At 74.9% G+C, this 26558-nt stretch carries 26 protein-coding genes; 7 read left to right on the top strand and 19 right to left on the bottom strand.

The genetic code is table 11. The features are described 5' to 3' along the window. The first annotated feature begins 9 nt into the window (after positions 1 to 9). Complete coding sequence (locus ACRYM6_RS08450; RefSeq protein ID WP_432542407.1) at positions 10 to 630, top strand: TetR/AcrR family transcriptional regulator C-terminal domain-containing protein; 621 nt, start codon at positions 10 to 12, stop codon at positions 628 to 630. A gap of 32 nt (positions 631 to 662) precedes the next feature. On the opposite strand, the gene ACRYM6_RS08445 is transcribed toward ACRYM6_RS08450, so the two are convergent. Beyond that, complete coding sequence (locus tag ACRYM6_RS08445) at positions 663 to 3194, bottom strand: SpoIIE family protein phosphatase (RefSeq protein ID WP_432542406.1); 2532 nt, start codon at positions 3192 to 3194, stop codon at positions 663 to 665. Between the two features lie 150 nt (positions 3195 to 3344). Here ACRYM6_RS08445 and ACRYM6_RS08440 point away from each other — a divergent pair, with 150 nt between their 5' ends. Further along, positions 3345 to 4184, top strand: coding sequence for a GmrSD restriction endonuclease domain-containing protein (locus ACRYM6_RS08440; protein WP_432542405.1), 840 nt, complete (start codon positions 3345 to 3347; stop codon positions 4182 to 4184). 44 nt (positions 4185 to 4228) lie between these two features. Here ACRYM6_RS08440 and ACRYM6_RS08435 read toward each other — a convergent pair whose 3' ends face one another. Together ACRYM6_RS08435 and ACRYM6_RS08430 are read right to left on the bottom strand one after the other, a co-directional pair. Then, complete coding sequence (locus ACRYM6_RS08435; RefSeq protein ID WP_432542404.1) at positions 4229 to 4867, bottom strand: TetR/AcrR family transcriptional regulator; 639 nt, start codon at positions 4865 to 4867, stop codon at positions 4229 to 4231. Between the two features lie 259 nt (positions 4868 to 5126). After that, the gene (locus ACRYM6_RS08430) at positions 5127 to 6095 is read right to left on the bottom strand and encodes an alpha/beta hydrolase family protein (RefSeq protein WP_432542403.1); all 969 of its coding nucleotides are present in this window, start codon (positions 6093 to 6095) and stop codon (positions 5127 to 5129) included. A 231-nt stretch (positions 6096 to 6326) separates the two neighbouring features. On the opposite strand from ACRYM6_RS08430, the gene ACRYM6_RS08425 reads away from it, so the two are divergent. Further along, positions 6327 to 6944, top strand: a complete 618-nt coding sequence (locus ACRYM6_RS08425; RefSeq protein WP_432542402.1) for a LysE family translocator — start codon at positions 6327 to 6329, stop codon at positions 6942 to 6944. Positions 6945 to 7038: 94 nt separating this feature from the next. Here the strand turns inward: ACRYM6_RS08425 and ACRYM6_RS08420 are convergent, their stop codons facing one another. Then, positions 7039 to 7836 carry an NAD-dependent epimerase/dehydratase family protein gene (locus ACRYM6_RS08420; protein WP_432542401.1) on the bottom strand — a complete coding sequence of 266 codons (798 nt, stop codon included), beginning with the start codon at positions 7834 to 7836 and terminating at the stop codon, positions 7039 to 7041. Between the two features lie 22 nt (positions 7837 to 7858). On the opposite strand from ACRYM6_RS08420, the gene ACRYM6_RS08415 reads away from it, so the two are divergent. After that, entirely contained in the window at positions 7859 to 8458 is a 600-nt protein-coding gene (locus tag ACRYM6_RS08415; RefSeq protein ID WP_432542400.1) for a TetR/AcrR family transcriptional regulator, read from the top strand. Positions 8459 to 8485: 27 nt separating this feature from the next. On the opposite strand, the gene ACRYM6_RS08410 is transcribed toward ACRYM6_RS08415, so the two are convergent. From ACRYM6_RS08410 to ACRYM6_RS08340, 15 genes are all read right to left on the bottom strand, one after another. Beyond that, the gene (locus ACRYM6_RS08410; protein ID WP_432542399.1) at positions 8486 to 9928 is read right to left on the bottom strand and encodes an ABC transporter substrate-binding protein; all 1443 of its coding nucleotides are present in this window, start codon (positions 9926 to 9928) and stop codon (positions 8486 to 8488) included. A 42-nt stretch (positions 9929 to 9970) separates the two neighbouring features. Next, a complete protein-coding gene (locus ACRYM6_RS08405) occupies positions 9971 to 10837 on the bottom strand; it encodes a carbohydrate ABC transporter permease (protein ID WP_432542398.1) in 867 nt (288 codons plus the stop codon). Continuing rightward, positions 10834 to 11811, bottom strand: a complete 978-nt coding sequence (locus tag ACRYM6_RS08400) for a carbohydrate ABC transporter permease (RefSeq protein ID WP_432542397.1) — start codon at positions 11809 to 11811, stop codon at positions 10834 to 10836. The genes ACRYM6_RS08405 and ACRYM6_RS08400 overlap by 4 nt, the downstream gene beginning before the upstream one ends. Positions 11812 to 11825: 14 nt before the next feature. Beyond that, positions 11826 to 12611 (bottom strand): aldo/keto reductase, encoded by a 786-nt coding sequence (locus tag ACRYM6_RS08395; protein WP_432542422.1) that lies wholly within the window; start codon positions 12609 to 12611, stop codon positions 11826 to 11828. An 83-nt stretch (positions 12612 to 12694) separates the two neighbouring features. Then, on the bottom strand, positions 12695 to 14428 hold the full coding sequence (locus ACRYM6_RS08390) for a GH39 family glycosyl hydrolase (protein ID WP_432542396.1): 1734 nt from the start codon (positions 14426 to 14428) through the stop codon (positions 12695 to 12697). Positions 14429 to 14520: 92 nt separating this feature from the next. After that, complete coding sequence (locus tag ACRYM6_RS08385) at positions 14521 to 15234, bottom strand: GntR family transcriptional regulator (RefSeq protein WP_432542395.1); 714 nt, start codon at positions 15232 to 15234, stop codon at positions 14521 to 14523. A gap of 219 nt (positions 15235 to 15453) precedes the next feature. Next, the gene (locus ACRYM6_RS08380; protein WP_432542394.1) at positions 15454 to 17061 is read right to left on the bottom strand and encodes a methyl-accepting chemotaxis protein; all 1608 of its coding nucleotides are present in this window, start codon (positions 17059 to 17061) and stop codon (positions 15454 to 15456) included. A 130-nt stretch (positions 17062 to 17191) separates the two neighbouring features. After that, positions 17192 to 18169, bottom strand: a complete 978-nt coding sequence (locus ACRYM6_RS08375) for a LacI family DNA-binding transcriptional regulator (RefSeq protein ID WP_432542393.1) — start codon at positions 18167 to 18169, stop codon at positions 17192 to 17194. Next, positions 18166 to 19362 carry a Gfo/Idh/MocA family protein gene (locus tag ACRYM6_RS08370; RefSeq protein WP_432542392.1) on the bottom strand — a complete coding sequence of 399 codons (1197 nt, stop codon included), beginning with the start codon at positions 19360 to 19362 and terminating at the stop codon, positions 18166 to 18168. Before ACRYM6_RS08370 ends, ACRYM6_RS08375 begins: the two co-directional genes overlap by 4 nt. A gap of 116 nt (positions 19363 to 19478) precedes the next feature. Continuing rightward, on the bottom strand, positions 19479 to 20576 hold the full coding sequence (locus ACRYM6_RS08365; protein WP_432542391.1) for a Gfo/Idh/MocA family protein: 1098 nt from the start codon (positions 20574 to 20576) through the stop codon (positions 19479 to 19481). Next, positions 20573 to 21337 carry a sugar phosphate isomerase/epimerase family protein gene (locus tag ACRYM6_RS08360; protein ID WP_432542390.1) on the bottom strand — a complete coding sequence of 255 codons (765 nt, stop codon included), beginning with the start codon at positions 21335 to 21337 and terminating at the stop codon, positions 20573 to 20575. The genes ACRYM6_RS08365 and ACRYM6_RS08360 overlap by 4 nt, the downstream gene beginning before the upstream one ends. Before the next feature lie 142 nt (positions 21338 to 21479). Continuing rightward, positions 21480 to 22145 carry an energy-coupling factor transporter transmembrane component T gene (locus tag ACRYM6_RS08355; RefSeq protein WP_432542389.1) on the bottom strand — a complete coding sequence of 222 codons (666 nt, stop codon included), beginning with the start codon at positions 22143 to 22145 and terminating at the stop codon, positions 21480 to 21482. Further along, a complete protein-coding gene (locus ACRYM6_RS08350) occupies positions 22142 to 22816 on the bottom strand; it encodes an energy-coupling factor ABC transporter ATP-binding protein (protein ID WP_432542388.1) in 675 nt (224 codons plus the stop codon). Before ACRYM6_RS08350 ends, ACRYM6_RS08355 begins: the two co-directional genes overlap by 4 nt. 4 nt (positions 22817 to 22820) lie before the next feature. Continuing rightward, the gene (locus ACRYM6_RS08345; protein WP_432542387.1) at positions 22821 to 23417 is read right to left on the bottom strand and encodes a biotin transporter BioY; all 597 of its coding nucleotides are present in this window, start codon (positions 23415 to 23417) and stop codon (positions 22821 to 22823) included. Positions 23418 to 23493: 76 nt separating this feature from the next. Next, on the bottom strand, positions 23494 to 23745 hold the full coding sequence (locus tag ACRYM6_RS08340) for a hypothetical protein (protein WP_432542386.1): 252 nt from the start codon (positions 23743 to 23745) through the stop codon (positions 23494 to 23496). Positions 23746 to 23823: 78 nt separating this feature from the next. Here ACRYM6_RS08340 and ACRYM6_RS08335 point away from each other — a divergent pair, with 78 nt between their 5' ends. The 3 genes from ACRYM6_RS08335 to ACRYM6_RS08325 are packed head-to-tail and all read left to right on the top strand — an operon-like array spanning position 23824 to position 26533. Continuing rightward, on the top strand, positions 23824 to 24378 hold the full coding sequence (locus ACRYM6_RS08335) for a TetR/AcrR family transcriptional regulator (protein WP_432542385.1): 555 nt from the start codon (positions 23824 to 23826) through the stop codon (positions 24376 to 24378). After that, positions 24375 to 25577, top strand: a complete 1203-nt coding sequence (locus ACRYM6_RS08330) for an MFS transporter (protein ID WP_432542384.1) — start codon at positions 24375 to 24377, stop codon at positions 25575 to 25577. The genes ACRYM6_RS08335 and ACRYM6_RS08330 overlap by 4 nt, the downstream gene beginning before the upstream one ends. Then, positions 25574 to 26533 carry an LLM class flavin-dependent oxidoreductase gene (locus tag ACRYM6_RS08325; protein ID WP_432542421.1) on the top strand — a complete coding sequence of 320 codons (960 nt, stop codon included), beginning with the start codon at positions 25574 to 25576 and terminating at the stop codon, positions 26531 to 26533. The genes ACRYM6_RS08330 and ACRYM6_RS08325 overlap by 4 nt, the downstream gene beginning before the upstream one ends. The last annotated feature ends 25 nt before the right edge of the window (positions 26534 to 26558 follow it).

The following is a 26558-nucleotide window of genomic DNA, read 5'->3' as shown; positions in this document are numbered from 1 at the left end:
GAGGAACCCGTGGCCCGCCCCACCACGCCGCTGCTCTCGCGCGACCGGATCGTGCGGGCCGCGCTGGACCAGCTCGACCGGACCGGGGCGCTGGCCCTGCCCCGGCTGGCGAAGGACCTCGGCGTCAGCACCTCCTCGCTGTACCACCACGTCAAGGGCGGGCGCGAGGAGGTCGTCGAGGGCGTCCGGGGCCTGCTGTCGGCCGAGGGCATGGTCACCGAGCGGGTCCCCGGGGAGGACTGGGCCCGGTTCGTGGACCGGTGGGCGTCGCGGTACCGCGCGACGTACGCCGCCCACCCCGCCGTCGTGCCGCTGCTGACGGCGCAGACGGTGACCCACCCCGCCGCGCTGGCCTCCTACGAGGCCCTCGCCGACGTCCTGCACGAGGCCGGTTTCGCCGACGACGACCTGCTGCACGCCGTCACCGCCCTCGACGACCTCGTGCTCGGGTCCGCGCTCGACGCGGGCGCCCCCGGGCAGGTGTGGGCCGACTCCCCGGACCCCGGCTCCCGCCTGGCCCGGGCCGTGCGGGCCACCCGCGCCCAGCCCGGCGACCGGTCCGAGCGCGCGTTCCGGCTGGGGCTGGAGAGCCTGCTGGTGGGTCTGGAGCGGTTGCGCACCCACCCCTGACCGCCCCCGGTCAGGGCCCGGTCAGGGCCCGGTCAGGGGACGGGCGGCACCGCCTCGGGCACCGACTCCGGACCCGCCTCGGCCGGCCGCTCCCCCTGCCGGGGGTGCATCCGCAGGGCCAGGACCGCGACGTCGTCCTCGTGCTCGCCGGGCACCATCCGCCGCAGGACCCCGTCCACGAGGTCGTCCAGCGAGGCCGCGGCGAGGTCGGCGAGCGCGGCGTGCAGCAGGCGCAGCCCCTCCTCCAGCGGCCGGTCGCGCCGCTCGATGAGGCCGTCGGTGAACGCCAGGACCGTCGCCCCGTCCGGCAGCTCCCGCACCGTGTCCGACCGGGACGCCGCCGGGTCGATGCCCAGCAGCAGCTCGGCGTGCTCGCCCTCCAGCGTGCTCACCGCACCGTCCGGCCCCACCAGCACCGGGCCGAGGTGACCGGCGTTGGACCACCGCAGCCGGCGGCCGTCCTCCCGCAGTTCCAGCCGCGCCACGACGGCCGTCGCCGTCGTGCCGACGTCCAGGCCCTGCATGGCCGCGTCCAGGCCCGACAGGACCCGCGCCGGGCTGCCCCCGGTGCTGTAGGCGATCCCGCGCAGCAGGGACCGCACCTGGCTCATCGCCGCCGCCGCGTCGACGTCGTGGCCCATGACGTCGCCGATGACCAGGACCGTCGTCCCGTCGGGGGTGAGGAACGCGTCGTACCAGTCGCCGCCGACCCGCGCGGCCCGCGCCGCGGGCCGGTAGCGCACGACGACCTGCACGTGGTCGGGCTGGACGGGGTCGGTCAGCAGGCTGCGCTGCAACCCCTCCGACACCCGGTGCTGCTGGGAGTACAACCGCGCGTTGTCCAGCGCCAGACCGGCCCGGTCGGCGACCTCGGAGGCCAGCAGCAGGTCCTCCGCCGAGAGCCGGTCGCCGGCCTCGTCGTGGAACAGGGTGATGAGCCCGACGGTCCGGCCCCGGGCCCGCACCGGCAGGCACACGAACGCCTGCGGGGCCAGCGCGGCGATGAGCTCGCGGGCCGGGCCGCGCTCGTCGAGCTGGGCCGCGATCGCCTCGGTCGCCCCCGAGGGGATCGAGACCGGGCGCCCGGTCCGCCACACCCGGAACAGGTAGGAGTCCGGCGACAGCGCCGTGAGGCGGGCCTCCCGGTAGGCCCGCACGAGGTCCTGGCGAGCCGGGTCGACGTGGTGGCAGCCGAGGTCGCGCAGCCCGCCGGTGTCGTCGACGAGGGTGACCAGGCACCAGTCCCCCAGCTCGGGCACGAGGTGCTGGGCCAGCCGCGCGTACGCCTCCTCGACCTCCAGCGTCGAGGACAGGTCCTCGCTGACCCGGACGATCAGCCGCAACCGCTCCGCGGCGGCGGCCGCGTCGGCGTGCGCGGCCTCCAGCGTGCGCTGCGCCCGGCGGCGCTCGGTGATGTCCAGGAAGTACACCGACACCCCGTCGGGGTCCGGCCAGGCCCGCACCTCGTACCAGGCGTTCAGCGGCGCGGGGTAGAACGCCTCGAACGTCGCCGGCCGGCCCGACTCCGCGACCCCGCGGTAGTGCTCCTCGAAGGGCGAGGCCACCGCGTCGGGGAACAGCTCCCAGACGTCGCCGCCGAGGAGCTCGGCGCGCGAACGACCCAGGACCCGCTCGGCCTCGGAGTTCACGTAGGAGAACCGCCACTGCCGGTCCAGGGAGAAGAACGCCGAGCTCATCGACTCCAGGACCCGCGCCACCCGGGCGTCCTCGTCGTGCGCGGCGGTGGTGTCGTAGGCCGCCCCCAGGAGCCGGGCGGTGCGCCCGGACTCGTCCGTGAGCGCCTGCCCGCGGGCCCGGACCCAGCGGGTGCTGCCGTCGGGCCGCACGACGCGGTACTCCGCGGCGAACTGCCCGGCCCCCTCGACGGACAGGCGCAGGGCCTCCTCGACGCGGAGGAGGTCGTCGGGGTGCAGCCGCCGGTAGAAGTCGTCGATGGTGCGGCCGAAGTCGTCGGCGGCGTAGCCGAACATCTCCAGCAGCTTCGCGTCCCAGGTGAGGGTCCCGGACTGCACGTCCCAGTCGAACGTGCCGACGCCCCCGGCGCTGATCGCGAGCTCCGAGCGGACCCGGGCCGTCTCCAGGTCCAGCGCGAGGGCCGCCAGCCCGAGCTCGGTGCCGGCGGCGGCGGCGAGGTCGGTCAGCAGCGAGACGTCGGCCGCGGTCCACGCGCGCGGCGCGGGGTCGGTGACGCACAGGACGCCGGTGGGGTCACCGTCCCGGTCGCGCAGCGGGACGCCGAGGTAGCTGCCGACGGTCCCGGAGACGACCGGCGGCAGGTCGCGCAGGCGGGCGTCGGCGCGGGCGTCGGGGACGACGAGCGCGTCGCCGGCGTCGAGGGCGTCGAGGGCGTGGCCGGGCCCGGGGGCGAGGTGCGCGGTGACGGTGTCCAGGGGGTCGGCGGGGACGGGCGCGGGCAGCGGGCAGAACCGGGCGGTGCGGGCCCCCAGCACCCGGGCGGTGAGGGCGGTGAGCCGGCCGAGGGCCGTGTCCGGGACCGGCAGGGCCGGGGACCGCGGGGCGTCGACCCGGTCGACTGCGTCCATGGAGGCGTCTCCTCGCGGGGGGTGGGGGCGCGATGAACGCCGCCGGGGGCTTCAGCGGGCATCCGACTATCGCACGTCCGGGCCGGTGCGCCGTCCGCCCGCTCGCTCCCGGGCAGCGCCCGGGAGCGCGCCCGGCCCCGGTCGGGGACCATGCCGATCGTGCTGACGCCGAACCGCCGCCCGTCCGCCGTCGTGGCCCTGGCCGTGGCGGCGCTGCTCCTGGGCGGTTGCTCCCCCGCTCCCGAGCCGTCCCCACCGGCGGCGGGGACCGCCGCCGAGCAGCTGGCGGCGCTGCCGGTGAAGGGGCGGGCCCCGAAGACGGGGTACAGCCGGGAGGCGTTCGGCGACGGCTGGGTCGACACCGACCGCAACGGGTGCGACACCCGCAACGACGTCCTCGCCCGGGACCTGACGGAGGTCCGGTTCCGGCCGGGCACCCGGGACTGCGTCGTGGCGAGCGGGACCCTGGCCGACCCGTACGGCGGCGGGACCGTCGCGTTCGTCCGCGGCGAGGGCACCAGCGACGCCGTGCAGATCGACCACGTGGTGGCGCTGTCGAACGCGTGGCAGACCGGGGCGCAGCAGTGGGACGCGGACCGGCGCGCGCGGTTCGCCAACGACCCGCTGGAACTGCTGGCCGTGGACGGGCCGCTGAACTCGGCCAAGGGCGACGGGGACGCCGCGACGTGGCTGCCGCCGAACACGGGTTTCCGCTGCGCGTACGTGGCGCGGCAGGTGGCGGTGAAGGCGGCGTACGGGTTGTGGGTGACCCCCGCCGAGCGGGACGCGGTCGCGCGGGTGCTGGCGACGTGCCCGGACCAGCCGGTCGCGCAGGCGTCCCCGTCCGCCGCCGGCGGGGACGGGACGGACCCGCGGTTCGCGTCGTGCCGGGAGGCGCGGGAGGCCGGGCGCGGCCCGTACGTCGCCGGGACCGACCCGGAGTACGACTGGTACCGGGACGCGGACGGCGACGGCCGCGCCTGCGACTGAACCCCGTCGCCGCCCGGTGCCGCCCGTTCCCCCGGCGGCGCCGGCTACCTCGTCGAGCCGGGCGCGCCCGCGGGGGCCGGAGCCACCGCCGTCCTCGGTCGAGCGCCGCGCCGGGGGCCGGGCAGTTCGCGCAGGCCGCGGTCGATGAAGGCGATCAGCCACCGGAAACCGGCGTCGATCTCGTCCTCGGTCTGCATCTCGCCCGCCGGTTCGATCAGGGAGAAACCGTCGAGGAAACTGCGGAGCATCTGGAGGGCGTGCCGCGTGTCCTCCTCCGGGATCCCGTACCCGCTCAGGATGGCCAGGTGGGATTCCACGACCCGCAGCCACGCGAGGTGGAGCGGGTCCTCGGGACCGGTCGCCGTGTTGTACAGGGTGGCCGCGAAGCGACCGGGGAATCCCCGGGCGTACCGCCGTGTCGCGTGGGCGGCGGCTTCGAGCGCCTGGCGCTCCGCCTTGCCCTGCATCGCGTCTCGCAGGGCGTCGCCGATCTCGGTGACCGCCAGCACGGCGATGCGGCGGCTGAGGTCCGCCTGCCCGGCGACGTGCTTGTAGAGGGACGGCGCCCGCACCCCGAGCCTGTCCGCGACCAGTCCCATCGTGAGGCCGGCGTAGCCGACCTCGTCGACGACCTCGGCTGCCGCGCGGGTGACGGTGGCGGCGTCGAGGCCCGCCCTAGGCACGGTGGGCCCGCGCTCGGCACCCTCGCGCGGCGGGGTACGTGCGGTTCAGGGGACTCATCATCGGAACCCGTCGCATCGGTGGGGCGGTCGCACCCGACGGCGGGTACGGGGATTAGCCGCAAACTAGCACGATTAGTCGCGCCGGTGCGGGGTGGGGCGAGCGCGGAGGGGACCCGGACGGTCCACGGCCGACCGGCCGGGCGTGCGGACGACCGTGCCCCCGGGCGACCGGGGTGGGCCCGGGTCCGTGCGACCGCTGCTACTTCACCTCGATCTCGGCCAGGGGCTGCTCGGCGGCGGCCAGGGCGTCGACGGCGTCCTGCCAGGCGGGGTCGTCGGCGAACAGGCGGCTGCGCAGGTACGCCCACACGAGGGCCCGGAGCGTGGCGACGCGCTCGGGGTCCTCGTCCGAGGTCTCGGCCGCGTCGTAGCCGGAGACGCCGCCGTAGATGTGCTCCGCCCCGAAGAGGGTCAGCAGCGTCTTGCCCGGGCCCGGGCTGAGGGTGAAGGCGTCGGAGCGGTAGCTGACCCGTCCGGAGAAGAACGGGTTGAGGTCGGCGTCGCCGGCGACGACGAGAGCCGCGCCCGTCATGGTGCTGAAGTCGACGTGCTGCAGGACGGGGTAGTTCTCGCGGGCCCAGTCCGCCAGGTCGTGACCGGCCCCGGGAGCGCCGATCAGCACGCCGGCCTTGATCCGGGGGTCGGAGAGGTCCCGGGGGCGCTGGTCGGCGGGGTCCAGGACCTGCATGCCCAGCAGGGAGGCGACGGTCATGCCCCCCAGGGAGTGGCCGACGGCGGCGACCCGGTCGGCGTCGAGCCCGCGGGCGGCGAGGCCGGGGACCTGCTCCTGGAGGTCGTCGAGGTGGTCGAGGACGTGGCGCACGTCGTTCGCCCGGTCGTACCAGAAGAGCGGCGCGTCGGGCAGGTCGGCCTCGCGCAGGCCGAGCTCGCCGGCGTCCAGGTGCGTGGGCTGGATGACGGCGAAGCCGTGGGCGGCCCAGAACTCGGCCAGCGGGGCGTAGCCCTTCATGGAGGCCAGGAAGTTGGACGCGCCGTGACCGTGGGAGAGGACGATGACCGGCAGGTCGCCGCCCGTGGCGGGCACGGAGACCTTGACCTGCAGGGGGCTGGGACGGCCCGGGGCGTCGACGGTGACGGGGTGGTAGGTGATGACGGGCTGCGACCCGTTGACGGGGACGACGCCGGCGTCGGTGTACGGCTTGCTCACGGGGAGTCCTTCGGTTCGGCGGGTGGGCACCGTCGCGCGGGTCTGGGCCGGCGGTGGCGGCTAGAGCTAGTAGCCGTACCTGGAGGCTATTTAGCGTAGCTAGAAGGTGTCAACCCTTCGCCGCGAACCGTTCCCCGTGCCCACCGCTCCGCCGCGCGCTCGGGCGGTCGAGCGGCGGCGCCGCCTCCACGGACGGCGACGACCGCGCCCGCGACTGGCTACGGTCGGACGGTGACCCCCGGAGCCGTCCTCGCCTTCTGCGCGCTGTGCCTGCTGCTGGAGCTGACCCCCGGCCCGAACACGTTCCTGGTGCTGCGCAACAGCCTGCACGGCGCCCGCTCGGGGGTGCTGACGGCGCTGGGCTCGGCGGTCGGGGCGCTGGTGTGGGCGAGCGCGGTGGCCGTCGGGCTGGCGGCGCTGCTGGAGCGGTCGGCGCAGGCGTACCAGGTGCTCAAGGTCGCCGGCGGCGCCTACCTGGTGTACCTGGGACTGCGCACGTTCCTCGCCCACCGCCGCACCGACGGCGCGACGCCCGTCGCGGCGGGCGCGGTGCCGGGACCGGTGGCGTTCCGGTCCGGGCTGGTCTCGTGCGTCCTGAACCCGAAGGTCGGGTTGTTCTTCCTGGCCGTCGTCCCGCAGTTCGTCCCGGCCGGGGCGGGGGTGGGCGCGACGCTGCTGCTGGGCGTGGTCGAGGCGGCGGTGGCGCTGACCTACCTGACGGTGCTCGCGCACGGCGCGGCCCGCGCGGTGGGGTGGTTGCGGCGCCCGCGGGTGACCCGGGCGCTGGACCGCGTGAGCGCGGCCGTGCTGACGGCCTTCGGGGTGGGGACGATCGCGTCGGCGCGCTAGCCGGCGGCGAGGACACCGCTCCCCTCGTCGCCGCGGACGACGTCCTCGCGGCGGTCGGCGCCGCGGTCCTGGACCCGCCCGGGCCCGGAGCGGCTCAGTTCGGCCGCCCCAGCGGGTTCGCGGTGAACGGACCCCCGACGAGGTCGGTGACCTCGTCGGGGTCGGCGGCGGCCAGCACCTGCGCCGCGAACCGCTCGGAGTCGTCCTGCGGGTGGTACCCGATGGCCTCGCCCTCGGCCAGCGACCACCAGCGGCGGGTGTTGCGGGAGATCCCCCACACCGAGTGCCACCCCGTCACGGCGGGGTCGACCGCCGCGCTGACCAGCCGGCGGCAGTCGTCGTACGACATCCACGTCGCCAGCCCCCGCACGTCGCCGGGACGCTCGAAGCACGACCCGATCCGCACCGACACGACGTCGAGCCCGGCGCGCTCGGCGAACAACCGGCACAACGACTCCCCGGCCGTCTTGCTCCAGCCGTAGTAGCTGTCCGGCCGGGGTTCGGCGTCGGCGGGCACGTGGGCACCGTCGGCCAGCCGGGGCGTCAGGCCGACCGCGTGGTTGCTGGAGGCGAACACGACCTTGCCCACCCCGAGCCGGGCGCACGCGTCCAGCAGCACCCACGTCCCGTGGACGTTCGTCTCCAGCACGTCCGCCCACGCCGCCTCCCGGCTGATCCCGCCCAGGTGGACGACGGCGTCGACGCCCTCCAGCGCGGTCTCCACGGCCCGCGGGTCCGTCACCGACCCCGCCACCGCGTCCGCCCCGGCGCCCCCGGGGTGCTGGAGGTCCAGGCAGCGGACGCGGTGGCCCGCCGCGCGCAACCGGGGCACGAGTTCACGGCCCAGGCCGCCGGCGGAACCCGTGACGAGCAGGGAGGGGAGACCGGTCATGATCAGGTCATAGCATGGGCCGGTGCCTGAGGGAACGGAGCAGCGCCGCTCGTACCGCAAGGGGGTCGAGCGCCGGCAGCAGATCCTCGACCACGCCATCGAGCTGTTCGCCGCCCGCGGCGTCGACGGTGCGTCGCTGCGGTCGGTCGGGGACGCGATCGGTGTTTCGCACGCCGCCCTACGGCACTACTTCCCCTCCCGCGACGAACTGCTCGTCGAGGCCTACCGCGAGCACGAGCGCCGGCTGCCGCCCGATCCCGGCGCCGACCACGGCGCCGTGGAGGGCATCGCGCGGTCGGCCGACCGCAACCGCGTCGTCCCCGGCCTGGTGCAGCTGTACTCGACGCTGATGGCCGACGCCCTGCAGGAGCAGCACCCGCTGACCCGGGAGTTCATCCGGGAGCGCTTCGCCCGCGTCCGCGCCGACCTCGCCGAGCGGATCGCCGAGGGGCAGCGCGCCGGCCGCATCGCCGCCGACCTCGACCCGGTCGACGCGGCCGCCCTGGTCGTCGCGGCCTCCGACGGCCTGCAGGTGCAGTGGTTGCTGGACCCGCAGGCCGTGGACGTCCGCCGGTCCCTGGAACTGCTCGAACGCCTCCTGCCCGGCCCGTCCGGGGCGTGACCGGCCGGGCCGGGCGGAGGTGCCCGGTCAGGCCGGGCGGGTCCAGTCCTGCCCGGGCACCCAGTCGGGGAACGCGTAGTCCTGGCGCGTGACCGCCGCACCCGCCCCGGCGGCCGTCGCGATGGCCGCGTCGAGGTCGGCGTCGAACCGCGCGTTGAGGTCCCGCAGCGCGGCGCGCAGGTCGCTGACGTCCCCGCCCAGGTACCCCTGGACGATGTCCCCCAGGTGCGGGCTGACGGGTTTCTGCGCGGCCTGCACCTGGGCGACGGCGGGGTTGCGGACGATCGGTTCCGGCGCCCGCCTGACCGACTCGGCGAACCAGACGGCCAGCTGCTTGTAGGGCTCGATGACGTCGGCCGACTCGACCACCGACAGGTCCGAGGGCGGCTGGTCCATGCCGCTGGCCAGGCCCTTCTGGTACTCCGTGGTCGTCATGGACTCGATGACGGCCGTCGCCTCCTCGGGGTGGGCCGTCGTCCCGGCGATGAAGAACTGCGCGGCGGGCGTCCCCCGGTAGGTGACCACGGGCCGGCCGTCGGGGGTCAGGATCGGGCCGACGCCCATCTTCTCGACGAACTCCGGCACGACGTTCTTCGCGCCACCGGCGCACCAGGGCCCGTCGGGGAAGTACGCGGCGACCCCCGAGGCCCACCGGGTCCGGGCGTCGGCGACGGTGAGGCTGCCCGAGCCGGGCAGGATCAGCCCGGAGTCGTTGAGCTCCTTCCAGAACTCGATCGCGTCGACGTAGGTGTCGTCGTCGTACGCGTACTCCCCCGTGGCGTACTTCATCCCCTGGAACCCGGGGAACCCGGCGGCCTGGGCCAGGTCGTCGATCTGCTCGCGCATGCGGGCCACCCCGCCCAGGGCCAGCACCATCGGCGCGGCATCCCCGCCGGACGCCTTCACCTTCTGCAGGTTCGCCCGGAAGTCGTCGTAGGACGCGGGCGGGTCGTCGGGGTCGAGACCGGCGGCGGTGACGAGGTCGACGTTGAACCAGTGCGCCGCGGCGTACTGCTGGTAGCTGAACAGCGGCAGGCCGTACAGCTTGCCGTCGATCGTCGTGATGCCCTCGGTGTAGGCACCCTCGGGCAGCGACGCCTTCGCCTCCTCGGACAGCACGATCTCGTGCAGCCACCCCTCGGCGACGAGCGCGGGCAGCGGCAGCCCGACGACGTTGCTGTAGACGTCGGGCAGCTGCTTGCTCTGGTTGGCCAGCTGCAGCGCCTCGGTGGACTTGCTGACGTCGTTGTACGTGTACTCGATCGAGACGCCGAGGTCGGCGGACTCGGTCGCGGCCCAGTCCCGGTGGAACTTCTGCAGGGCGCTGAAGTGGTCCCACCAGCGCAGGCTGACGGGCGCACCGGGGCCGGAGCCGGTGCCCCCGCTGTCGCCGCCGCAGGCGGTCAGCAGGGAGGTTCCGGCCAGGGCGCCGCCGCCGGCGAGGAGCGTGCGGCGGGAGATCTGGGGCATGACGGTTCTCCTCATCGAGAGTGGTCGTGCAGGACGGGTGCTTCAGGACTTGACGGCGCCGGCGATGCCTTCGACGAAGTACCGCTGGAGGAACAGGAAGAGCGCCACGATGGGCAGGATCGAGATGACCCCGGCCGCCGCCATGCCGGACCAGTCGGTGGCGTTCTCACCCACGAAGGCCTGCATGCCGACCGACAGCGTGCGCAGGTCGGGGTCGCTGAAGGAGAACACCAGGGGCAGGAAGAACGCGTTCCAGGTGGCCAGGAACGTCAGCAGCGCGACGGTCGCGGTGACGGGCATCGACAGCGGCAGCATGATCTGGAAGAACACCCGCAGGAAACCCGCGCCGTCGACGGTCGCGGCCTCCTCCAGCTCCTTCGGCAGCTGCCGGAAGTACCCGGCGTAGATGAGGATCGCGGACACGTTCGCCGCCCCCGACAGCGCCAGAACCATCCCGGTGAGGGAGTTCAGCAGCCCCAGCTCCATCGACAGCTTGACGATGGGGATGATCGTGTACCCGGTCGGCACGAAGAGGGTCGCGACCAGGACGCCGACGACGACCCGCTGCCCCCGGAACCGGAACCGGCCCAGGACGTACCCGGCCAGGGCGCACCGGACCACGACGATCACCACGGTCGACACCGTGAGGATCACGGTGTTGACCATGTAGCGACCGAAGTTGGCGTCCGTCCAGGCGCGGGAGTAGTTCTCCCAGGCGAACTCCTCCGGGACGATCCCCAGCCCGGCGGTGAACACCTCCAGGGAGCTCTTCAGCGACGCCGAGACCATCCACACGAACGGGTAGACCCACACCACCGCGAGGACGGCCAGCAGCAGGACGACACCCCACCACGGGGCCCGCTGCGCCAGGCGCCGGCCGCGGGGGACGGACGGGACGAGGGTGCTCACGACAGCTCCTTCCGGCTGCGCCGGGCCACGACGAGCGCCCACGCCTGCAGCGCCCCGACGACCATGACGAACAACCCGAACAGGACGGCGGCCGCGGAGGCGAAGCCGAGCTGCGGGATGGAGGCGCTGAACGCCCAGCGGTAGATGTAGATCTCGATGATCTCGGTGGAGAAGAACGGTCCCCCGCCGGTCATGGTCTGCATGAGGTCGAAGGCGTGGAAGGTGTCCTCGACCGTGAGCACCGTGATGATGAGCAGGAACGGCATCAGCAGCGGCAGCGTCACGTACCGGAAGAGCTGGAACGACCCGGCCCCGTCGATGCGCCCGGCCTCGTACAGCTCGGTCGGGACGGTCTGCAGCGCCGCGAGCCAGTAGACCATCGTGATGCCGAAGAACTTCCAGACGTACACGGCGGCCGCGGTGACCAGTGCCGTGCTGGAGCTGCCGAGGAAGTCGATCCCCACCTCGGCCCCGAACGCCTTGAGGAAGGCCGTGAACGGCCCGCTGGCCGGGTCGAAGACGAACTGCATGACGACCCCGACGATGGCGGTGGTCGTGACGACGGGCAGGAAGTACACGGTGCGGAACAGGTTGCGCAGCGGCAGCCGCGGGGAGTTCAGGACCATCGCCAGGAGCAGGCTCAGCAGGATCCGGGCCGGGGCGACGAGCAGCATGAACACCAGGGTGATCTTCACCGAGGCCCAGAACGCCGGGTCGGCCAGGACCGCCCGGTAGTTGTCGATCCCCACGAACCGCTGGCCCGAGGAGAACCCGTTCCACTCGACGAGGGAGTACCAGTAGCTGGCGACGATCGGGTACAGCGTGTACAGGCCGTACAGGACGACGGTCGGGGCGAGGAACGCCCAGATCCAGATCGTCTGACGTCTCGTGTCGATCCCGCGCCGGGTCGTCCGGGGCGCCCGGGCGAGGGCCGTGGGTGCCGCGGGGGGCGTGGGGGTGATCGTTCTCGCCATCGAGGGTGACCTCCCTACCGGATCTGGCTGAGCGAGAAGGTGGCGGGGTCACCGCCGGTGCGGTGCCCCCGTTCGAGCGCGGTGATCGAGGCGACCTCGTCGTCGGTGAGGCGGATCGAGGTGGCGGACAGGTTCTCCCGCAGGCGTTCGCGGCGCGCGGACTTCGGGATGACGACGTGACCGAGGTGCAGGTGCCAGGCCAGCACGACCTGCGCGCAGGTGGCGTCGTGCGCCCGGGCGACCTCCCGGACCGCGGGGTCGTCCAGGTCGGCGCCCTGCCCGAGCGGGGAGTACGCCTCGACGACGATCCCCCGCTCGCGGCAGGTGCGGACGAGGTCGCGCTGCTGGAACGTCGGGTGCAGCTCGACCTGGTTCACGGCCGGCACCCCCTCGAGCGCGTCGAGGTGCTCGGGCAGGAAGTTGGACACCCCGACCGCGCGGACCCGGCCCTCGTCGTGCAGCCGCCGCAGCGCCCGCCAGCTGTCGGCGAAGCGGCCGGCGGCCGGGTTGGGCCAGTGCACGAGGTACAGGTCGAGCGCCTCGACGCCCAGCCGGGCGCAGGAGTCGTCGTAGGCGCGCAGCGCCTGGTCGTACCCCTGGTCGCCGTTGCGCAGCTTGGAGGTCACGAACACGTCCGCGCGCGGCAGGCCGCACGCCCGCAGCGCCGCCCCTACGCCGGCCTCGTTGACGTACGCCGCGGCGGTGTCGACGTGCCGGTACCCCAGCTCCAGGGCGTCCTCGACGACCCGCTGGGCCTCCTGCGGCGGGACCTGGAAGACCCCGACACCGACCTGCGGCATCACCACGCCGCCCGCCCCGCCGTCCGCCCCGCCGTCCGCCCCGCCGTCCGCCAGGCGGACGGCGGGCGACAGCTCCGGGGCGCTCACCGGGGTTCCAGCACGAGCATCGAGACCGACGGCAGCGGCAGCTCCACCACCGCGCTGAACGTCCCGTCGACCTCGACCGCCCGGGCGGGTTCGAGCTCCTCCAGCCCCTGCCGCTGCTTCACGGCTGCGATCTGCTCGGGGGTCGGGTCCTGCGGACGGCCCTGCCCGGCCCAGACGGTGTGGGCGTTGCTGTGGGTGGCGTCGATGCGGTGGTGGGTCAGGGAGTAGGCCGTGCCGGTGAGACCCTCCACCCGCAGGTCGACGGCCAGGGGGGTGTCGGCGGTGCGGTACTGGTCGTCGGTGTGCCGCCACACCAGGACGGTCACCCGGCCCGCGGCGTCGGTGGAGGCCAGGACGTCGACCTCCTCGCGCATGCTGCGGCCGTCCCCGGCGTCGAGGTCCTCGACGGGGCTCATCGCGGTCGACGTGGCGTCCAGACGGCGCCCGCCGAGGCGGGACAGCATCCGGTAGGCGTTGAGCAGGGGCTTCTCGACGCCGCCGGCCGTGAGGAACGCGCGGGTGCCCTCGAAGTACCGCTCCCCCTCGAAGTAGAAGCTCCACGACGTGGCCTGCTCGACGGCGACGGTCTCCGACTCGTTGAGGTCGAGGATCTTCTTGAACAGCTTGACCTGGAACACCGGGTAGTACTCGGTGTTCTGGAACCCGAAGTTGGCGTTGTCGTAGACGCTGAAGTGGGCCGGCACCCCGGCGTCGCACTCGTCGACGATCGCGGGCAGCGAGTGGTACTGCGGGAACTCGGCGACGACCCGCTGCATGCGGCGGATCTCGTAGAGCATCTTGTGCGTCGAGGGGTTCTGCCGCTCCGGCGCGGCCGCCCCCGTCGGGCCGTACACGCGCCACGGGGTGAACGCGGAGCCCTTGGTGTGGAAGGAGACGAAGTCGAGGGGGACGTCGTTCGCGGAGGTGTGCTGGAGGAACCCGCGCAGGAACTCGACCCCGCCGCCGGTGACGGCCGGGCCGCCGACCTTCGCGTCGGGCAGGACGCTGCGGACGGCCTCGGCGGTGACGGTGTACAGGTCGTAGAACTGCTGCGGGGTCCCCTTCCAGTAGAAGATGTCCGGTTCGTTCCACAGCTCCCACAGCCACTCGCGCACCTCGTCGGCGCCGTAACGCTCCAGGCAGTGCCGGGCGTGCGCGGCGACCAGGCCGCCCCACTTCCCGTAGTCCTTCGGCGGGTAGGCCCAGGCCCCGGCCTCGTAGCTGCTGTAGACGGTGGGGCTGGGCACCACCGTCAGCTCGTCGGCCTCCGGCGGCAGCAGGTCGCGCGGGGTGAAGGCCAGTTCGACCAGGACGTGGTGCCCGGCGCCGACGATGGCGTCGTAGGTCTGGTCGGCGATGGTGAAGTCGTAGAACGGGTTCCCGTCGGCGTCCTCGTGGTAGACGTTCCCGTTGCCCCAGTGCGGGATCCCGAACCCGGTGCCCGAGCAGAACACGTAGTGCGGGCGGACGAGGAAGGGCCGGGGCGAGAACTCCCCGAAGGTGTTCAGCAACTGCCGGCCGGTCGGGGTGTAGGTCCAGTTGATCTCGTCGTAGCCGATGCTCTCCCACAGCCGGGTCAGCGGCCCGCGGTCGCTCGCGGCGTCGACGACGACGGACGCGCTCTCGACGTGCGGGGCGGTGGGGTCGCTGGGGGCCGAGCGGGGGAAGTGGTTGGTGTCCGAGGACAGACCCGGGTTGTGGGTGGGGGTGTGAGCAGTGCTGGTGCTCATGGTTCGCCTTCCGGGCGTGGAGGGACCGCAGCGGTGCGGTCGCGGGGGTCGGTGCGGTGTCCGGGTGGTGCGGTGTTCGGGTGGTGGGACGGTCAGGCGTGGGCGGCGTCGGGCGTGTCGTACGCCTCGAGCGCGCGGTCGCGCGCCTCGGTGATGTGCGCGGCCATGGCCTCGCGGGCCGTGACCGGGTCCCCGGTCCGCAGGCCGTGCAGGACGCGGGTGTGCTCGGCGACGCAGTGGTCGGAGTCGGTGACCCCGCCGCCGCCGAAGAGGCGGAACCGCTGGATCTGGCCGCCGAGGGCCTGGTAGGCGGAGATCAGGAACTCGTTCCCGGTCGCCTCGGCGATGATGCGGTGGAAGCGCTCGTCGGCTTCCCAGTACTGCCGGAACTCGTGGAAGGACGGTCCCAGCGGGGCCGTGGCGAGGTCGTGGACGGCCTGTTCGAGGTCGGCCAGGACGGTCGGGGTCAGGTGCTGCGCGGCCAGCTCGGCCAGCGCGGGTTCGAGCAGGAGCCGGGCCTGCATGAGGCGGACCAGCTCCTCGGGGGTGGCCACGGGGGCGACCCGGTAGCCCTTGAGGGCGGTGCGGCGGACGAGCCCGGTGGACTCCAGCCGGGCCAGCGCCTCGCGGACGGGGGTCTGGGATACCCCGAACTCCCGGGCGAGGGCGTCGATGCCCAGTGCCGCACCGGCTTTGAGCTCGCCGTCGATGAGCAGGTCGAGGACGGCGTCGTAGACGTGGTCGGCGAGCATCTGGCGGCTGGGCGCCAGGGAACGTCGCGTCGTCGTCCGGTCCACGAGCGTCATCGTAGACAGCCCTCCGGGTGCGGGTGGGGACGGTGAGTCGTCGGGCGGGGGACGTGGCACGGGGGGTTCACCTCCTCGGGCTCTGCGGTGAGCTCCTGTCGTCGACCGTAGATCGTGCACGATCGATGGTCAAGGGTTTCCCACCAGCAGAACGTCGACGACCCCGGACGACGAAGGGCACCGCACCGCGATCGCGGTGCGGTGCCCCGGCCGGACGGGTCACACCCGGAAGCGGCCCACCGCCTCGCTGAGCTCCCCCGACAGCGCCGCCAGCACCGAGGACGCCTCGCGGGTCTGCCCCGCGGCCCGCGTCGTCCCCGCGGCGCTGTCGGCGATGGCGGAGATGTTGCGGGCGATGTCCTCCGAGGACCCGGCCGCCTCGCTGACGTTGCCGTTCATCTCCGACGTCGTCGCGGTCTGCTCCTCCACCGCCGAGGCGATCGTCGTCTGGTAGTCGCTGATGCGGGCGATGACCTCGCGGATCTGCGCGATGGAGCTCACCGCCTGCCCGGTGTCGGTCTGGATGGTGTCGACGCGGCGGGTGATGTCCTCCGTCGCCCGCGCGGTCTGCTGCGCGAGCTCCTTCACCTCACCGGCCACCACGGCGAAGCCCTTGCCCATCTCCCCCGCCCGCGCGGCCTCGATCGTCGCGTTCAGCGCCAGCAGGTTCGTCTGCTCGGCGATGGCGGTGATCGCCTTGACGACGTCACCGATCTCGCGGGAGCTGTCCCCGAGCTTGCTGACCGTCTCGTCGGCCGCCGAGGCGGTCTGCACGGCCTGCTCGGCGACCCGCGCCGCGTCGGCGGCGCTGACGCTGATCTCGCGGATGCTGGCCCCCATCTGCTCGCTGCCGGCGGCCAGCGTGGCGACCGTGCGCGAGACCTCCTCGGCCGCCCCGGAGACCAGACCGGCCTGGGCGGCGGCCGAGTCGGCGCCGGCGGCCAGCTCGGCGCTGGTCGAGGACAGCTGCGCGCTGGCCCCGGCCAGCGCCGAGGAGGTCGTGGTGATGGACTGCACGACGGCGCGGACGCCGGTCGTCGCGCGGTGCAGGCTCTGCGCCATCCGGCCGATCTCGTCGCGGGAGTCGATGCCCGCGTCCTGGGTGAGGTCACCGGCCGCGACGGCATCCAGGACGGTGGAGACGCGCCCCAGGGGCCGGGTGATGCCGCGCACCACGACGACCGCGACCGCGAGCGCGAGCAGCAGCCCGGTGAGCAGGACGACGGGGACGGCGACCAGGGCGGAGCGCGCCGACCCGGTGGCGGCGTCCGTGCGCGCCTTGGCCCGCGCCTCCTCCGCCTGGCCGGCCGCCTCGATGGCGTCGGCGCCGGCGGAGACCACCGGCAGGACCTGCTCGCGGTAGGCCGTCGCGGCGCCGGCGACGTCACCGGCGTCCGCCAGGGGCACCAGGGTGTCGTGGAAGAGGGCGTCGATCTGCGCCTGGGCGTCGCGCACCGCCTGCACCTGGGCCGGGTCCGCGGCGTGGGGGGCGTAGGCGTCGAGCCCGGCGGCCAGGTCGGCGGACTTCTCGTCGAACTGGGTCAGCAGGTCGGCGCGGACCTCGGGGCTGGCCGCGGGGTACTCCACGACCCGGGCGCGGGCGGCCTGGAACCCGCGCTGGGCGGCGGACAGGTCCACCAGCGGCTGCACGCTCTGGGAGTAGGTGGCGGCGGTGGCGTCCCGCAGCTCCACCAGGCGGGCCGTGGCGACGCCGCCGACGGCGAGGGCGACGAGGGCGCCCACCGCGACGGCGGCACCGATGCGCGTCGCGACCGGGCGGTCGGAGATCCAGGACCGCTGGCGGCCGCTCTCGGGTGCTGCAGGCATCGTCGCTCCTCCTCGAGACGTGCCCGGGGGGCACGGGGACGCGCGTGCACCCCGCCCCCCATCGACGGTGCCGGGGAGCACCTGAGCCGCGACGATCACGCACCCCGGCGCAGGCCGGGCGGGTGTCCCCTCAGCAGCCGCAGGAGGCCCGCAGGACGAGCTCGGCGGGCAGCACCTGCCGGTCGTGCGTCTCGGCCGGCGCCAGGGCGCGGGCCACGGCGGCCGCGGCCATCGCGGCCACCGGCTGCCGCACCGTCGTCAGCTGCGGGGTGGTGAACTCCGTCTCGACCGTCCCGTCGAAGCTGATGACGGCGACGTCGTGCGGGACGCGCAACCCGAGCTCGAACAGCGCGCGCAGGACCCCGACGGCCTGCAGGTCCGAGGCGACGAACACGGCCCGCGGGTGGTCGGGCCGGCTGAACATGCGGGTCCCGGCGGCGTACCCGCCGGCCCGGGAGAACTCCCCGCGCTCGATCGGTCCCTCACCGGTCCCGGCGTCGCGCGCGGCGGCCCGCCAGCCCTGCTCGCGCAGTTCCCCCGCCTCGCCGCCGATGACGAGGCCGACCGGGCCGTACCCGTGGCCGAGCAGGTGCGCGGTGCCCTCGCGGGCCCCGCCGAGGGCGTCGACCCCCAGGCTGGGGAAACCCGGCACCTCGAAGAACGTGTTGAGCAGGACCAGCGGGACCCGCGGCCCGGAGCGGGCCACCAGGTCGGGGCGGGCCAGGACGCTGGTGACGATGAGCGCCTCGACGCCGCGGGCGGCGAGGGTGTCGATGCGCCGGTGCTCGGCCTCGGCCCCGCCCTCGGTGCTGGCCAGCAGGACGTCGTAGCCGCGGCCGGCGGCGACGTCCTCGACGGCGAGGGCGAACTGCGCCCACAGCGGGTTGCCGAGGTCGGGCACGACGTGCCCGAGGAGCCGGGACGACCCGCGCCGCAACGCCTGCGCGCTGGGGTTGGGCCGGTACCCCAGCAGCTCGACGGCTTCGCGGACCCGCGCCGCGGTCGCCTCGGCGACCGGGCGCGGACCGCCGTTGACGACGTAGCTGACGACCGCGGAACTCACGCCCGCGTACCGGGCGACGTCGGCTCGGGTGACGCGCGGGTTCACGCCGGCGGGTCACCGAGGTCGGGGACGGGCAGCCGCTGCCCGCCCTGCTGGGCCGAGCGGTGGGCGATGATCCCGGGCATCGTGTAGCGGGCCGCGACCCACGCGTTGACCGGGGCCAGGGTGCCGTCGACGACGGAGCGGACGAAGTCGTCGACGAGGAAGTGGTGGCTGCCCTCGTGACCGGTGGGGACGCCGGCGAACTCCTTCGGCAGCCGCGCGGTGTCGTGCACCTCGGCGTACCCGGAGACGAACGCGTCGCGCAGCTCGGGGGCGACGTGCGCGAGCCGCGGGTCGTCGTGGGCCATCGAGGGCCGGGTGTGGATGCGGTCGCTGACGTCGGTGACGCCCTGCTTGTCCTGCCACAGGCTGATCGTCGCGAGCTGCTCGAAGCTGCCCTCGGTCCCGAAGTACCGGAACCGGGACTCCCGCAGGTGCGAGGGGTACCCGACGCGGCGCATCTCGTTGATGCGCATCACGGCCCCGGTGTTCAGCTCGAACAGGGCGGTGGCGTTGGAGAAGTCGTTGCCGAACTGGCTGACGGCCTTGTCGAAGACGCCGTCGCCGCGGTCGTCGGTGACGCCGATGCAGCTGACGCTGACGGCGTGCCCGGGGATCGCGCCGAGGACCCCGCCGATGGAGTGCGTCGGGTAGAGCATGGGCGGGTAGCTGGCGGTCTTCTTCCAGTCCTCGCCGCCGGAGTACTGGTAGGCGGCGTAGAACCCGAGGTCCATGTCGTGGACGTAGTCGCCCTCGGCGTAGAACACGCGGCCGAAGGCGTCGCGGGCGACCTGCTGCCGCGCGAACACCGTGGCGGGGTTGTAGTGGCTCGTCTCGCCCATCATGTACGACAGGCCGGTGCGGCGGACCTCGGCGACGATCTCGGTGATCTCCTCCTCGGTGATCGCCATGGGCACCGCGGAGTAGGTGTGCTTGCCGGCACGCAGGGCCTGCACGACGAGCGGGCCGTGGGTCCAGCGCTGGGTGAAGATCGCGACGGCGTCGACCTCGGGCGAGTCGAGCATCGCCTCGAAGCTGTCGAAGGTGCCGGCGAGGTGCTCGCGCTCGGCGAGCTCCTTCGCGCGGTCGGGCAGGACGTCGGTGACGAAGACGCGGTCGACGTCGGGGTGGACGTTGAAGAGCTTGGCGAACTGACCGGCGAACTGGCCGGCGCCCACCATGCCGAGGGTGACCATGGAGAACTGCTCCGTTCTACGGGGACGCCCCGAGCCTCGCAGACGGATCTACACGTGACAACCCCCTCGCCGCACGAGTTGCGACGAGGGGGCGAGTGCCAGGTGACACGGGTAGATCAGAGGGTGGCGGCGGCGGGGTCCCAGTCCTCCGGCAGCGGCGCGACGGGCCCCACCGTCGAGGTGACCTCGACGGCCGAACCCGACGCGGCGGCGTCGCGGATCGCCAGCAGCACGTCCAGGACGTGGGCCGCGACGGCCCCCGAGGCGCGCTCGGTGCCGCCGGTGCGGATCGCGCGGGCCAGGTCCAGGACCCCCGAGCCGCGCCCGTAGGTCGAGCCCACGGCGGGGACGGTCGTCGGCTCGTCCTGCCCGTACCGCCACAGGGCCGAGTCGCCCTCGAAGGTGTTCGGGTCCGGCAGCACGATCGTGCCCTCGGTCCCGTTGATCTCCACGAAACCGTTGCGCGGCAGCGCGTGCTGGAACGAGAACGTCGACTGCGCGGACTGGCCGCCGTCGAACTCCAGCAGCGCGGCGTGGTGCGTGGGGACCTCGACCGGGAACGTCTCCCCCGCCCGCGGGCCGGAGGCGATGGTCCGGCGCTCCACCGACGTCGACGACACGGCCTGGACCCGGCGGGCGGAGCCGAAGGCGTGCACGAGGGTCGTCACGTAGTACGGCCCCATGTCGAACAGCGGCCCGGCCCCGTGGGCGAAGAGGAAGTCCGGGTTCGGGTGCCACGCCTCGGGCCCGGGCACGTGGAACATCGTGGTCGCCGACAGCGGCTGCCCGATGTCGCCGCGGGCGATGGCGCGCAGCGCGGTCTGGATCCCCGCGCCGAGCACCGTGTCCGGGGCGCAGGCCACGCGCAGGCCGAGCCGTTCGGCGTCGGCCAGCAGCGCCAGGCCGGACTCGGCGTCCAGGGCGAGGGGTTTCTCGCTCCAGACGTGCTTGCCGGCGGCCAGCACCTGCCGGCCGACCTCGGCGTGCGCGGCGGGGATGGTCAGGTTGACGACGATCTCCACGTCGTCGCGGGCGAGCAGTTCCTCGACCGTCCCGGACGCGGCGACGCCGAACGCCTCGGCCTGCGCCGCAGCGCGGTCCAGGGCGATGTCGGCGACGAACCGGACCTCCAGGTCGGGGAACCTCGTCAGGTTCTCCAGGTACTGGGTCGAGATGTTCCCGGCGCCGATGACGCCGATCCCCACGCGGCTCACGCGTCGCCCTCCCCGCCGTCGGCCGGGTCGTTCTGCTGGAGCCACTCCAGCGACGCGGCGATGCCGTCGAAGACGTCCCCGGCGTAGGCGTCGAACTCGATGACGCGCAGCGCCTGCGGGGCGGCGGCGAGGATCGCGCGGACGTCGATCTCGCCGCGGCCGGCGGGCTGCTGCGTGGAGGTGTCGGTGCTCTTCGCCCCGTCCTTGACGTGGATGAGCTTCACCCGGTCGCCCAGCGACCGCAGCAGCGCCGGGGTGTCGGCACCGCCGACGGTGGCCCAGAACGTGTCGACCTCCAGGACGACCCCGGGGGCGAGCCGGTCGGCGAACACCTCCAGGGCGGAGCGGCCCTCGATGGTGGTCTCCAGCTCCCAGTGGTGGTTGTGGTACCCGAACTCCAGGACGTACTCGTGCGCCAGCGCGCTGAGCTCGTTGACCCGGTCGGCGATGCGCGCGACGTCGTCGGCGGTCCGCCAGCGCTCGGCGGGGATGAACGGGTCGATGACGGTGGTGATCCCGAGGAGGTTCGCGGCCTCGAAGACCTCGCGCGGGTCCTGCGCGTCGATGACGGGGGCGTGCCCGGACGGGGCGGTGACCCCGGCCGCGGCGAGCGCGTCCTTGAGCTCGGCGGCGCGGGTGTGGAACGCGTACGGCTCCACCTGGGTCAGACCGGCAGCGGCCAGGCGGGCGACCGCGCCGGCCAGGTCCTGCTCGGCGGCGTCGCGCACCGAGTACAGCTGCACGGAGGGTTTCCGGGGCACCTCGAGACTCCTTCGTTCCGTGGACGGGGAGCGCCGGCGGCTCCGGCCACCACTGGTGGCGTCGACCGCGACGCGGCACCAGCCTACACGCGAACCTTCCACTGGAAGGTATTCGCGGGCGCCCGCTCCCCCGCCCGGCGGGTCAGTCCAGGCCGCGCGCGGCGAGGGCCTCGCCCAGCTGCTCGGCGTGCACGACGGTCCGCACGACCGTCGGCACCAGCAGGGCGCGCGGGTCGCCGGACAGCCCCCGCGCCGCGGCGGCCTCGCGCGACTCGGCGAGCAACCGCCCCACGACGGGGATGCTCGTCAGCGTGAGGGTGAACGCGAACCCCACCCGCTCGGGCTCGACCCCGACGCGCCGCAACGGGCCCAGCGCCCGGACGACGGCCTCCAGCAGGTCCGGGACGGGCGTCGTGGCCGTCACCAGCGTCGCGGCCCACAGGCAGCCCAGCAGACCCGTGACGACGGTCGCGGCGAGCGCCGGGCCGGCCAGCCACCACTGCAGCGCGGCGAGGGCGAGCAGCAGCCACCACGTCCGGCGGACCTGGGCGCGCAGCAGACCGCGCCGCAGCCGGGCCCCGCGCGCGGCGAGGGCGAGCAGCACGAGCAGGGCGGTGCAGCCGGCGGCGGCGGGCCAGCCGGGGGCGAACCCGCGGACGGCCCCGACGACCGCGCCGACGAGGACCAGGCCCAGCAGCTTCGCGCCCGGGCGGGCTCGGTGCAGGGCCGAGGTGCCGGGTTCGGCCAGGCCCAGCAGCGGGGGCGGCCCGGCCAGCCCCCTCCTCGCGCCCGCCCCGCGACGCTTCACGCCGAGGCCCGGTAGGCGCTCACGACCTCGGCGGGCGGCCCGTCGGCGCGGACCCGGCCCTCCTCGATCCACAGGGCGCGGTCGGCGCGCGCGGCGAGGTCGAGGTCGTGGGTGGCGACGACGACCTGGGCGACGTGCGGCGGCGGGTTCCGCAGGGCCTCGGCGACCCGCCGGCCGGTGCGCAGGTCCAGCAGGGTGGTGGGCTCGTCGGCCAGCAGGACCCGGGGCCCGGTGGCCAGGACCGTCGTCAGCGCCAGCAGCTGCCGCTGCCCCGAGGAGACGTCCCGCACGGAGCGGTCGGCCAGCTCCCCCAGCCCCGCCGCGGCGAGCAGCTCACGGGCCCGGCCGGTGCGGTCGCGGACCCGCGTGCGCCGCAGCGACAGCGCGACGTCCTCGACGGCCGTCGGCATGACGAGCTGGGCGTCGGGGTCGGTGAACACGAACCCGACGTGCCGGCGCAGCGCGCGCAGGGAGGTCTCCGGGTCGAGCCCGTCGACGAGGACCCGTCCCGCCGAGGGCAGCACGAGGCCGTCGAGGAGCCGCAGCAGGGTGGACTTGCCGGACCCGTTGGGGCCCACCAGCACCGTGAAGGGGTCGGTGAGCTCCAGGTCCAGCGGGTGCAGGACGACGCGGTCCTCGGCGTCGACCCGGACCCCCTCGCACCGGATCACCCGTTCAGCGGTTCAGGCGGGGGAACGCGCGGTGGACCGGGGAGGCGACGAGGACGGTCAGCACGACCTTGACGAGGTCGCCGGGCAGGTAGGCGGCGCAGACCACGGCGGCGCGGGCCAGGGTGAGGTTCCCGGCGATCGCCATGCCCGGGACGCCACCGAGGTAGACGACGCCGATCCCGCCGGCGACGGCGCCCAGGGCGGTGCCCAGCGCGGGCCGGCCGCGGCGGGTCCCGGCGCGGGTGAGCCAGCCGACGACGAACGCCGCGAAGGGGTAGGACAGCAGGAACCCGGCCCCGGGGCCGGCGAACGAGGCCAGGCCGGAGGCGCCGTTGGCGAAGACGGGGATGCCCAGGGCGCCGACGAGCAGGTACAGGGCGGCGGCGGCCCCGCCGCGCCAGGGGCCCAGGACGGCGCCGCAGAGCATGACGCCGAGCGTCTGCAGGGTGATGGGGATGGCCAGGACCCCGACCGGGATGCCCGGGGTGAGCGCCAGCGCGCAGACCAGGGCCGCGAACACCGCGACCAGCGCGAGGTCCCGGGACCGCTCGACCGGCCGGCGGATCCCGGACGGGGTGGACGCCGCGCGCGTGGAGGTCACCGGGGGAATGTAGCGGAACCGCACCCGGGCCCCGGTGCCGTCCACGGGGCCCGGGCGGGTGGTCCGGGCGGGCGGTTCAGGCGGGCGGTTCGGCGGGGTGCTCCTCGGGGTGCGGCGCCCCGGGGTGGCGCAGGTCCCCGAGCCGGCCGGGGTCGCGGCCCTGCAGCGGCCCGAGGCGGGGGTCGACCTCCTCGGGGTAGCCGTCGGGCTCGTGCCGGGCGCCGGGTTCACCGGCGCTGCGCGCCCGGCGCAGCTCCGCCACCTCGGCCTCGGCGTTGGGCGCGTCGTGCCCGGCCCTCTCGTAGTGGCCCTCGTCGTGCGTGCTCATCGGCCCATGATCGCCGCGGCGCGGGGGCGGCGCACGTCCACACCGCCATGCGTACGTACGTTCTGATAGCTTCCGCGCGTGACCCGCCGCTCCGACCCCGACCGCCGGGACCGCATCGTCGAGGCCGTCCTCGACGTCGTCGCCGAGCACGGCACCCAGGGCGCGACGTACCGCGCGGTCGCCGCGGCGGCCGACGTGCCGCTCGGCTCGATGACGTACCACTTCCCCAGCCGCGACGCCCTGCTGCTGGCCGCGTTCACCCGCCTCGCCGACACCGTGCACGCGCGCTTCGACCGCGTCCTGGCCGACCTCCCCCCGGGGTCGGACCCCCGCGAGGGCGTCGTGCGGATCATCGCCGGCGAGGGCGTCGAGCACCGGCGGGACATGGTGCTGCAGACGGAGCTGTGGGCCCTGGCCGTCCGGGACGAGCGGTACCGCGAGCTCGTCCAGCAGTGGATGCAGCGCTCGCGCGCCTCGCTGGCCCGCCACTTCCCGCCCGACCTGGCCCCCATGATCGACGCCCTCCTCGAAGGCCTGGTCCTGCACAGCTGGATCTCCCTGGAGGGTTTCGACCTCGACCGCGTCCGCGCCGCCGTCCGGCGCCTCACCACCACCCCCGGAGGACCCTCGTGACCGCCACCCCGCCGCGGGTCCGGGCCGCGCTGACCACGGCGTTCGCCTGCACCGGCCTGACGATGGCGACGTGGGTCTCGCGCACCCCCGCGATCCGCGACCTCACCGGCTCCAGCACGGCCGGGATGGGGCTGGTCATCGCCGGGCTGTCGGCCGGGTCGATGGTCGGCATCGCCGTCGGCGGGACGTACGTGGCCCGCTCCGGGGCGCGCGCGGTGATCCGGACCGGGATGGCCTGCATCGCCGCCGGGACGGTCGTCGTCGCCGTCGGCGCGCAGCTCGGGCTCGCCCCGGTCGTCGCGCTCGGCCTGGCCCTGCTGGGCCTGGGGATGGGGTCGGGCGAGATCGCGCTGAACGTCGACGGCGTCGCGCTGGAGCGGGCCGTGGGGCGGACCGTCGTGCCGAGCCTGCACGGCGCCTACAGCGCCGGGTTGTGCGGCGGCGCGCTGCTGGGGCTGGCGGCCAACGCCGCGGCCCTGCCCGTGGCGGTGCACCTGCTCGCCGTCGCCGCGGCCACCGCGGCCGCCACGGCGTGGCTGGTGCGGGACCTGCCCGCCGCCACCGGGCGCGAACCCCGCAGCACCGCGCGCACCCCCCTGGGGCGGACGGTCCGGGAGTTCCTGTCGGTGTGGCGCGAGACCCGCACGCTGGCCATCGGGGTCGTCGTCCTCGGCATGGCCCTGGCCGAGGGGTCGGCGGGCGACTGGCTGCCGCTCATCGTCGTCGACGGCTTCGGGCTCACCGCCACGACCGGTGCGCTGGTGTACGCGTTCTTCGGCGCGGCGATGGCCGCCGGACGCTTCGCGGGCGGCCCCGTGCTGGACCGCTGCGGCCGGGCCCCGGTGGTGGCGGTCTCCGCCGTGGCCGCCGTCGCCGGGATCGCCCTGGTCTCCTTCGCCCCCGGGATCACCCTGGCCGCCGTCGGGGTGCTGCTGTGGGGCCTGGGCGCGGCCCTGGGTTTCCCCGTCGCCCTGTCGGCGGCCGGTGACGACCCGGTCGGCGCCGCGCGCCGGGTCAGCGCCGTCGCGACCGCCGGGTACCTGGCGTTCCTCGTGGGGCCGCCGGTCCTGGGCCTGGTCGGTGAGCACGTCGGCCTGCGCGGTGCCATCCTGCTCGTGCTCGCCGTGGTCGTCGTCTCGGGCTGCTCGGCCCGGGCCGTGGCCCACCCCCGCCCGAACCCGACCCGAGAGGTGGTCTGAACCCCGTGAGCACCGGTGTCACCCTGCCGCGCGACCTGCCCGCCGCCGACGTCCTGCCCTTCGCCCGCCGGGCGGAGGAACTGGGTTTCGACAGCCTGTGGGTCATCGAGGACCTGGGTTTCCGCGGGGGTTTCGCCCAGGCCGCGGCCGTCCTCGCGGTGACCGGGCGGATCCACGTCGGGCTGGGCATCGCCCCCGCCGCGGCCCGGAACCCGGCGTTCACCGCGATGGAGGCCGCGACGCTGGCCGAGCAGTTCCCCGGCCGCTTCACCCTCGGCCTGGGCCACGGCGTCCCGCTGTGGATGCGGCAGGTCGGCTCCTGGGGGGCCAGCCCGCTGACGTCGCTGTCCGAGCACGTCGACGCCGTCCGCCGGCTGCTGCACGGGGAGACGGTGACCGTCGAGGGGCGCTACGTCCGGCTCGACGGGGTGCGCCTGGAGACCCCGCCGCGCACTCCCCCGCGCGTGGTCGCCGGCGTGCGCGGCCCGAAGTCGCTGGCCGTCTCCGGACGGGTCGCCGACGGCACGCTGCTGGCCGAACCCGTGACCCCCGAGTACGCCCGCGTCGCCCGCGAGCAGATCGGCGCCGGGCCGGACCACGTGCTCACCGGGTACGAGCTGGCCTCCGTCGGCGACGACCTCGCCCGCGCCCGCGCCGCCGTGCGCCCGGGGCTGGTGTGGGTCGGCCTGCCCGACGCCGCCGCGCACGTCGCCCCCTCGGCCTACGCCGCCGAACTGGCTGCGCTGCACGCCGAGTGCGCCGACGCCGAGGAGTTCACCCGCCGGATGCCCGACGCCTGGGTGGACGACCTGACCCTGGTGGGCCCGGCGGACCGGGTGCGGGCGCGGATCGGGGAACTGCGCGCCGCGGGCCTGGACGAGGTCGTGCTCTTCCCCGTCGGCGAGGACCGGCTGGGGGCGCTGGACGCCCTGGCCACCGTCCTGCCGGGGCGGTAGGCGCGCGGCCGCGTCCCGCCCTGGT

The sequence above is a fragment of the Kineococcus rugosus genome (genome assembly GCF_050871975.1).
Lineage (GTDB): Bacteria > Actinomycetota > Actinomycetes > Actinomycetales > Kineococcaceae > Kineococcus.
Note: the sequence above shows the minus strand (reverse complement) of the source record. Positions and strands in the feature narration are given on the sequence as shown.

What these genes read in the sequence shown, in the direction of transcription:
- ACRYM6_RS08445 (WP_432542406.1), bottom strand. Translation starts at nt 3,194, where the DNA reads ATGGACGCAGTCGACCGGGTCGACGCCCCGCGGTCCCCGGCCCTGCCG.
- ACRYM6_RS08400 (WP_432542397.1), bottom strand. Translation starts at nt 11,811, where the DNA reads ATGGCGAGAACGATCACCCCCACGCCCCCCGCGGCACCCACGGCCCTC.
- ACRYM6_RS08390 (WP_432542396.1), bottom strand. Translation starts at nt 14,428, where the DNA reads ATGAGCACCAGCACTGCTCACACCCCCACCCACAACCCGGGTCTGTCC.
- ACRYM6_RS08340 (WP_432542386.1), bottom strand. Translation starts at nt 23,745, where the DNA reads ATGAGCACGCACGACGAGGGCCACTACGAGAGGGCCGGGCACGACGCG.
- ACRYM6_RS08440 (WP_432542405.1), top strand. Translation starts at nt 3,345, where the DNA reads ATGCCGATCGTGCTGACGCCGAACCGCCGCCCGTCCGCCGTCGTGGCC.
- ACRYM6_RS08370 (WP_432542392.1), bottom strand. Translation starts at nt 19,362, where the DNA reads ATGGTCACCCTCGGCATGGTGGGCGCCGGCCAGTTCGCCGGTCAGTTC.
- ACRYM6_RS08385 (WP_432542395.1), bottom strand. Translation starts at nt 15,234, where the DNA reads ATGACGCTCGTGGACCGGACGACGACGCGACGTTCCCTGGCGCCCAGC.
- ACRYM6_RS08380 (WP_432542394.1), bottom strand. Translation starts at nt 17,061, where the DNA reads ATGCCTGCAGCACCCGAGAGCGGCCGCCAGCGGTCCTGGATCTCCGAC.
- ACRYM6_RS08410 (WP_432542399.1), bottom strand. Translation starts at nt 9,928, where the DNA reads ATGCCCCAGATCTCCCGCCGCACGCTCCTCGCCGGCGGCGGCGCCCTG.
- ACRYM6_RS08420 (WP_432542401.1), bottom strand. Translation starts at nt 7,836, where the DNA reads ATGACCGGTCTCCCCTCCCTGCTCGTCACGGGTTCCGCCGGCGGCCTG.
- ACRYM6_RS08395 (WP_432542422.1), bottom strand. Translation starts at nt 12,611, where the DNA reads ATGCCGCAGGTCGGTGTCGGGGTCTTCCAGGTCCCGCCGCAGGAGGCC.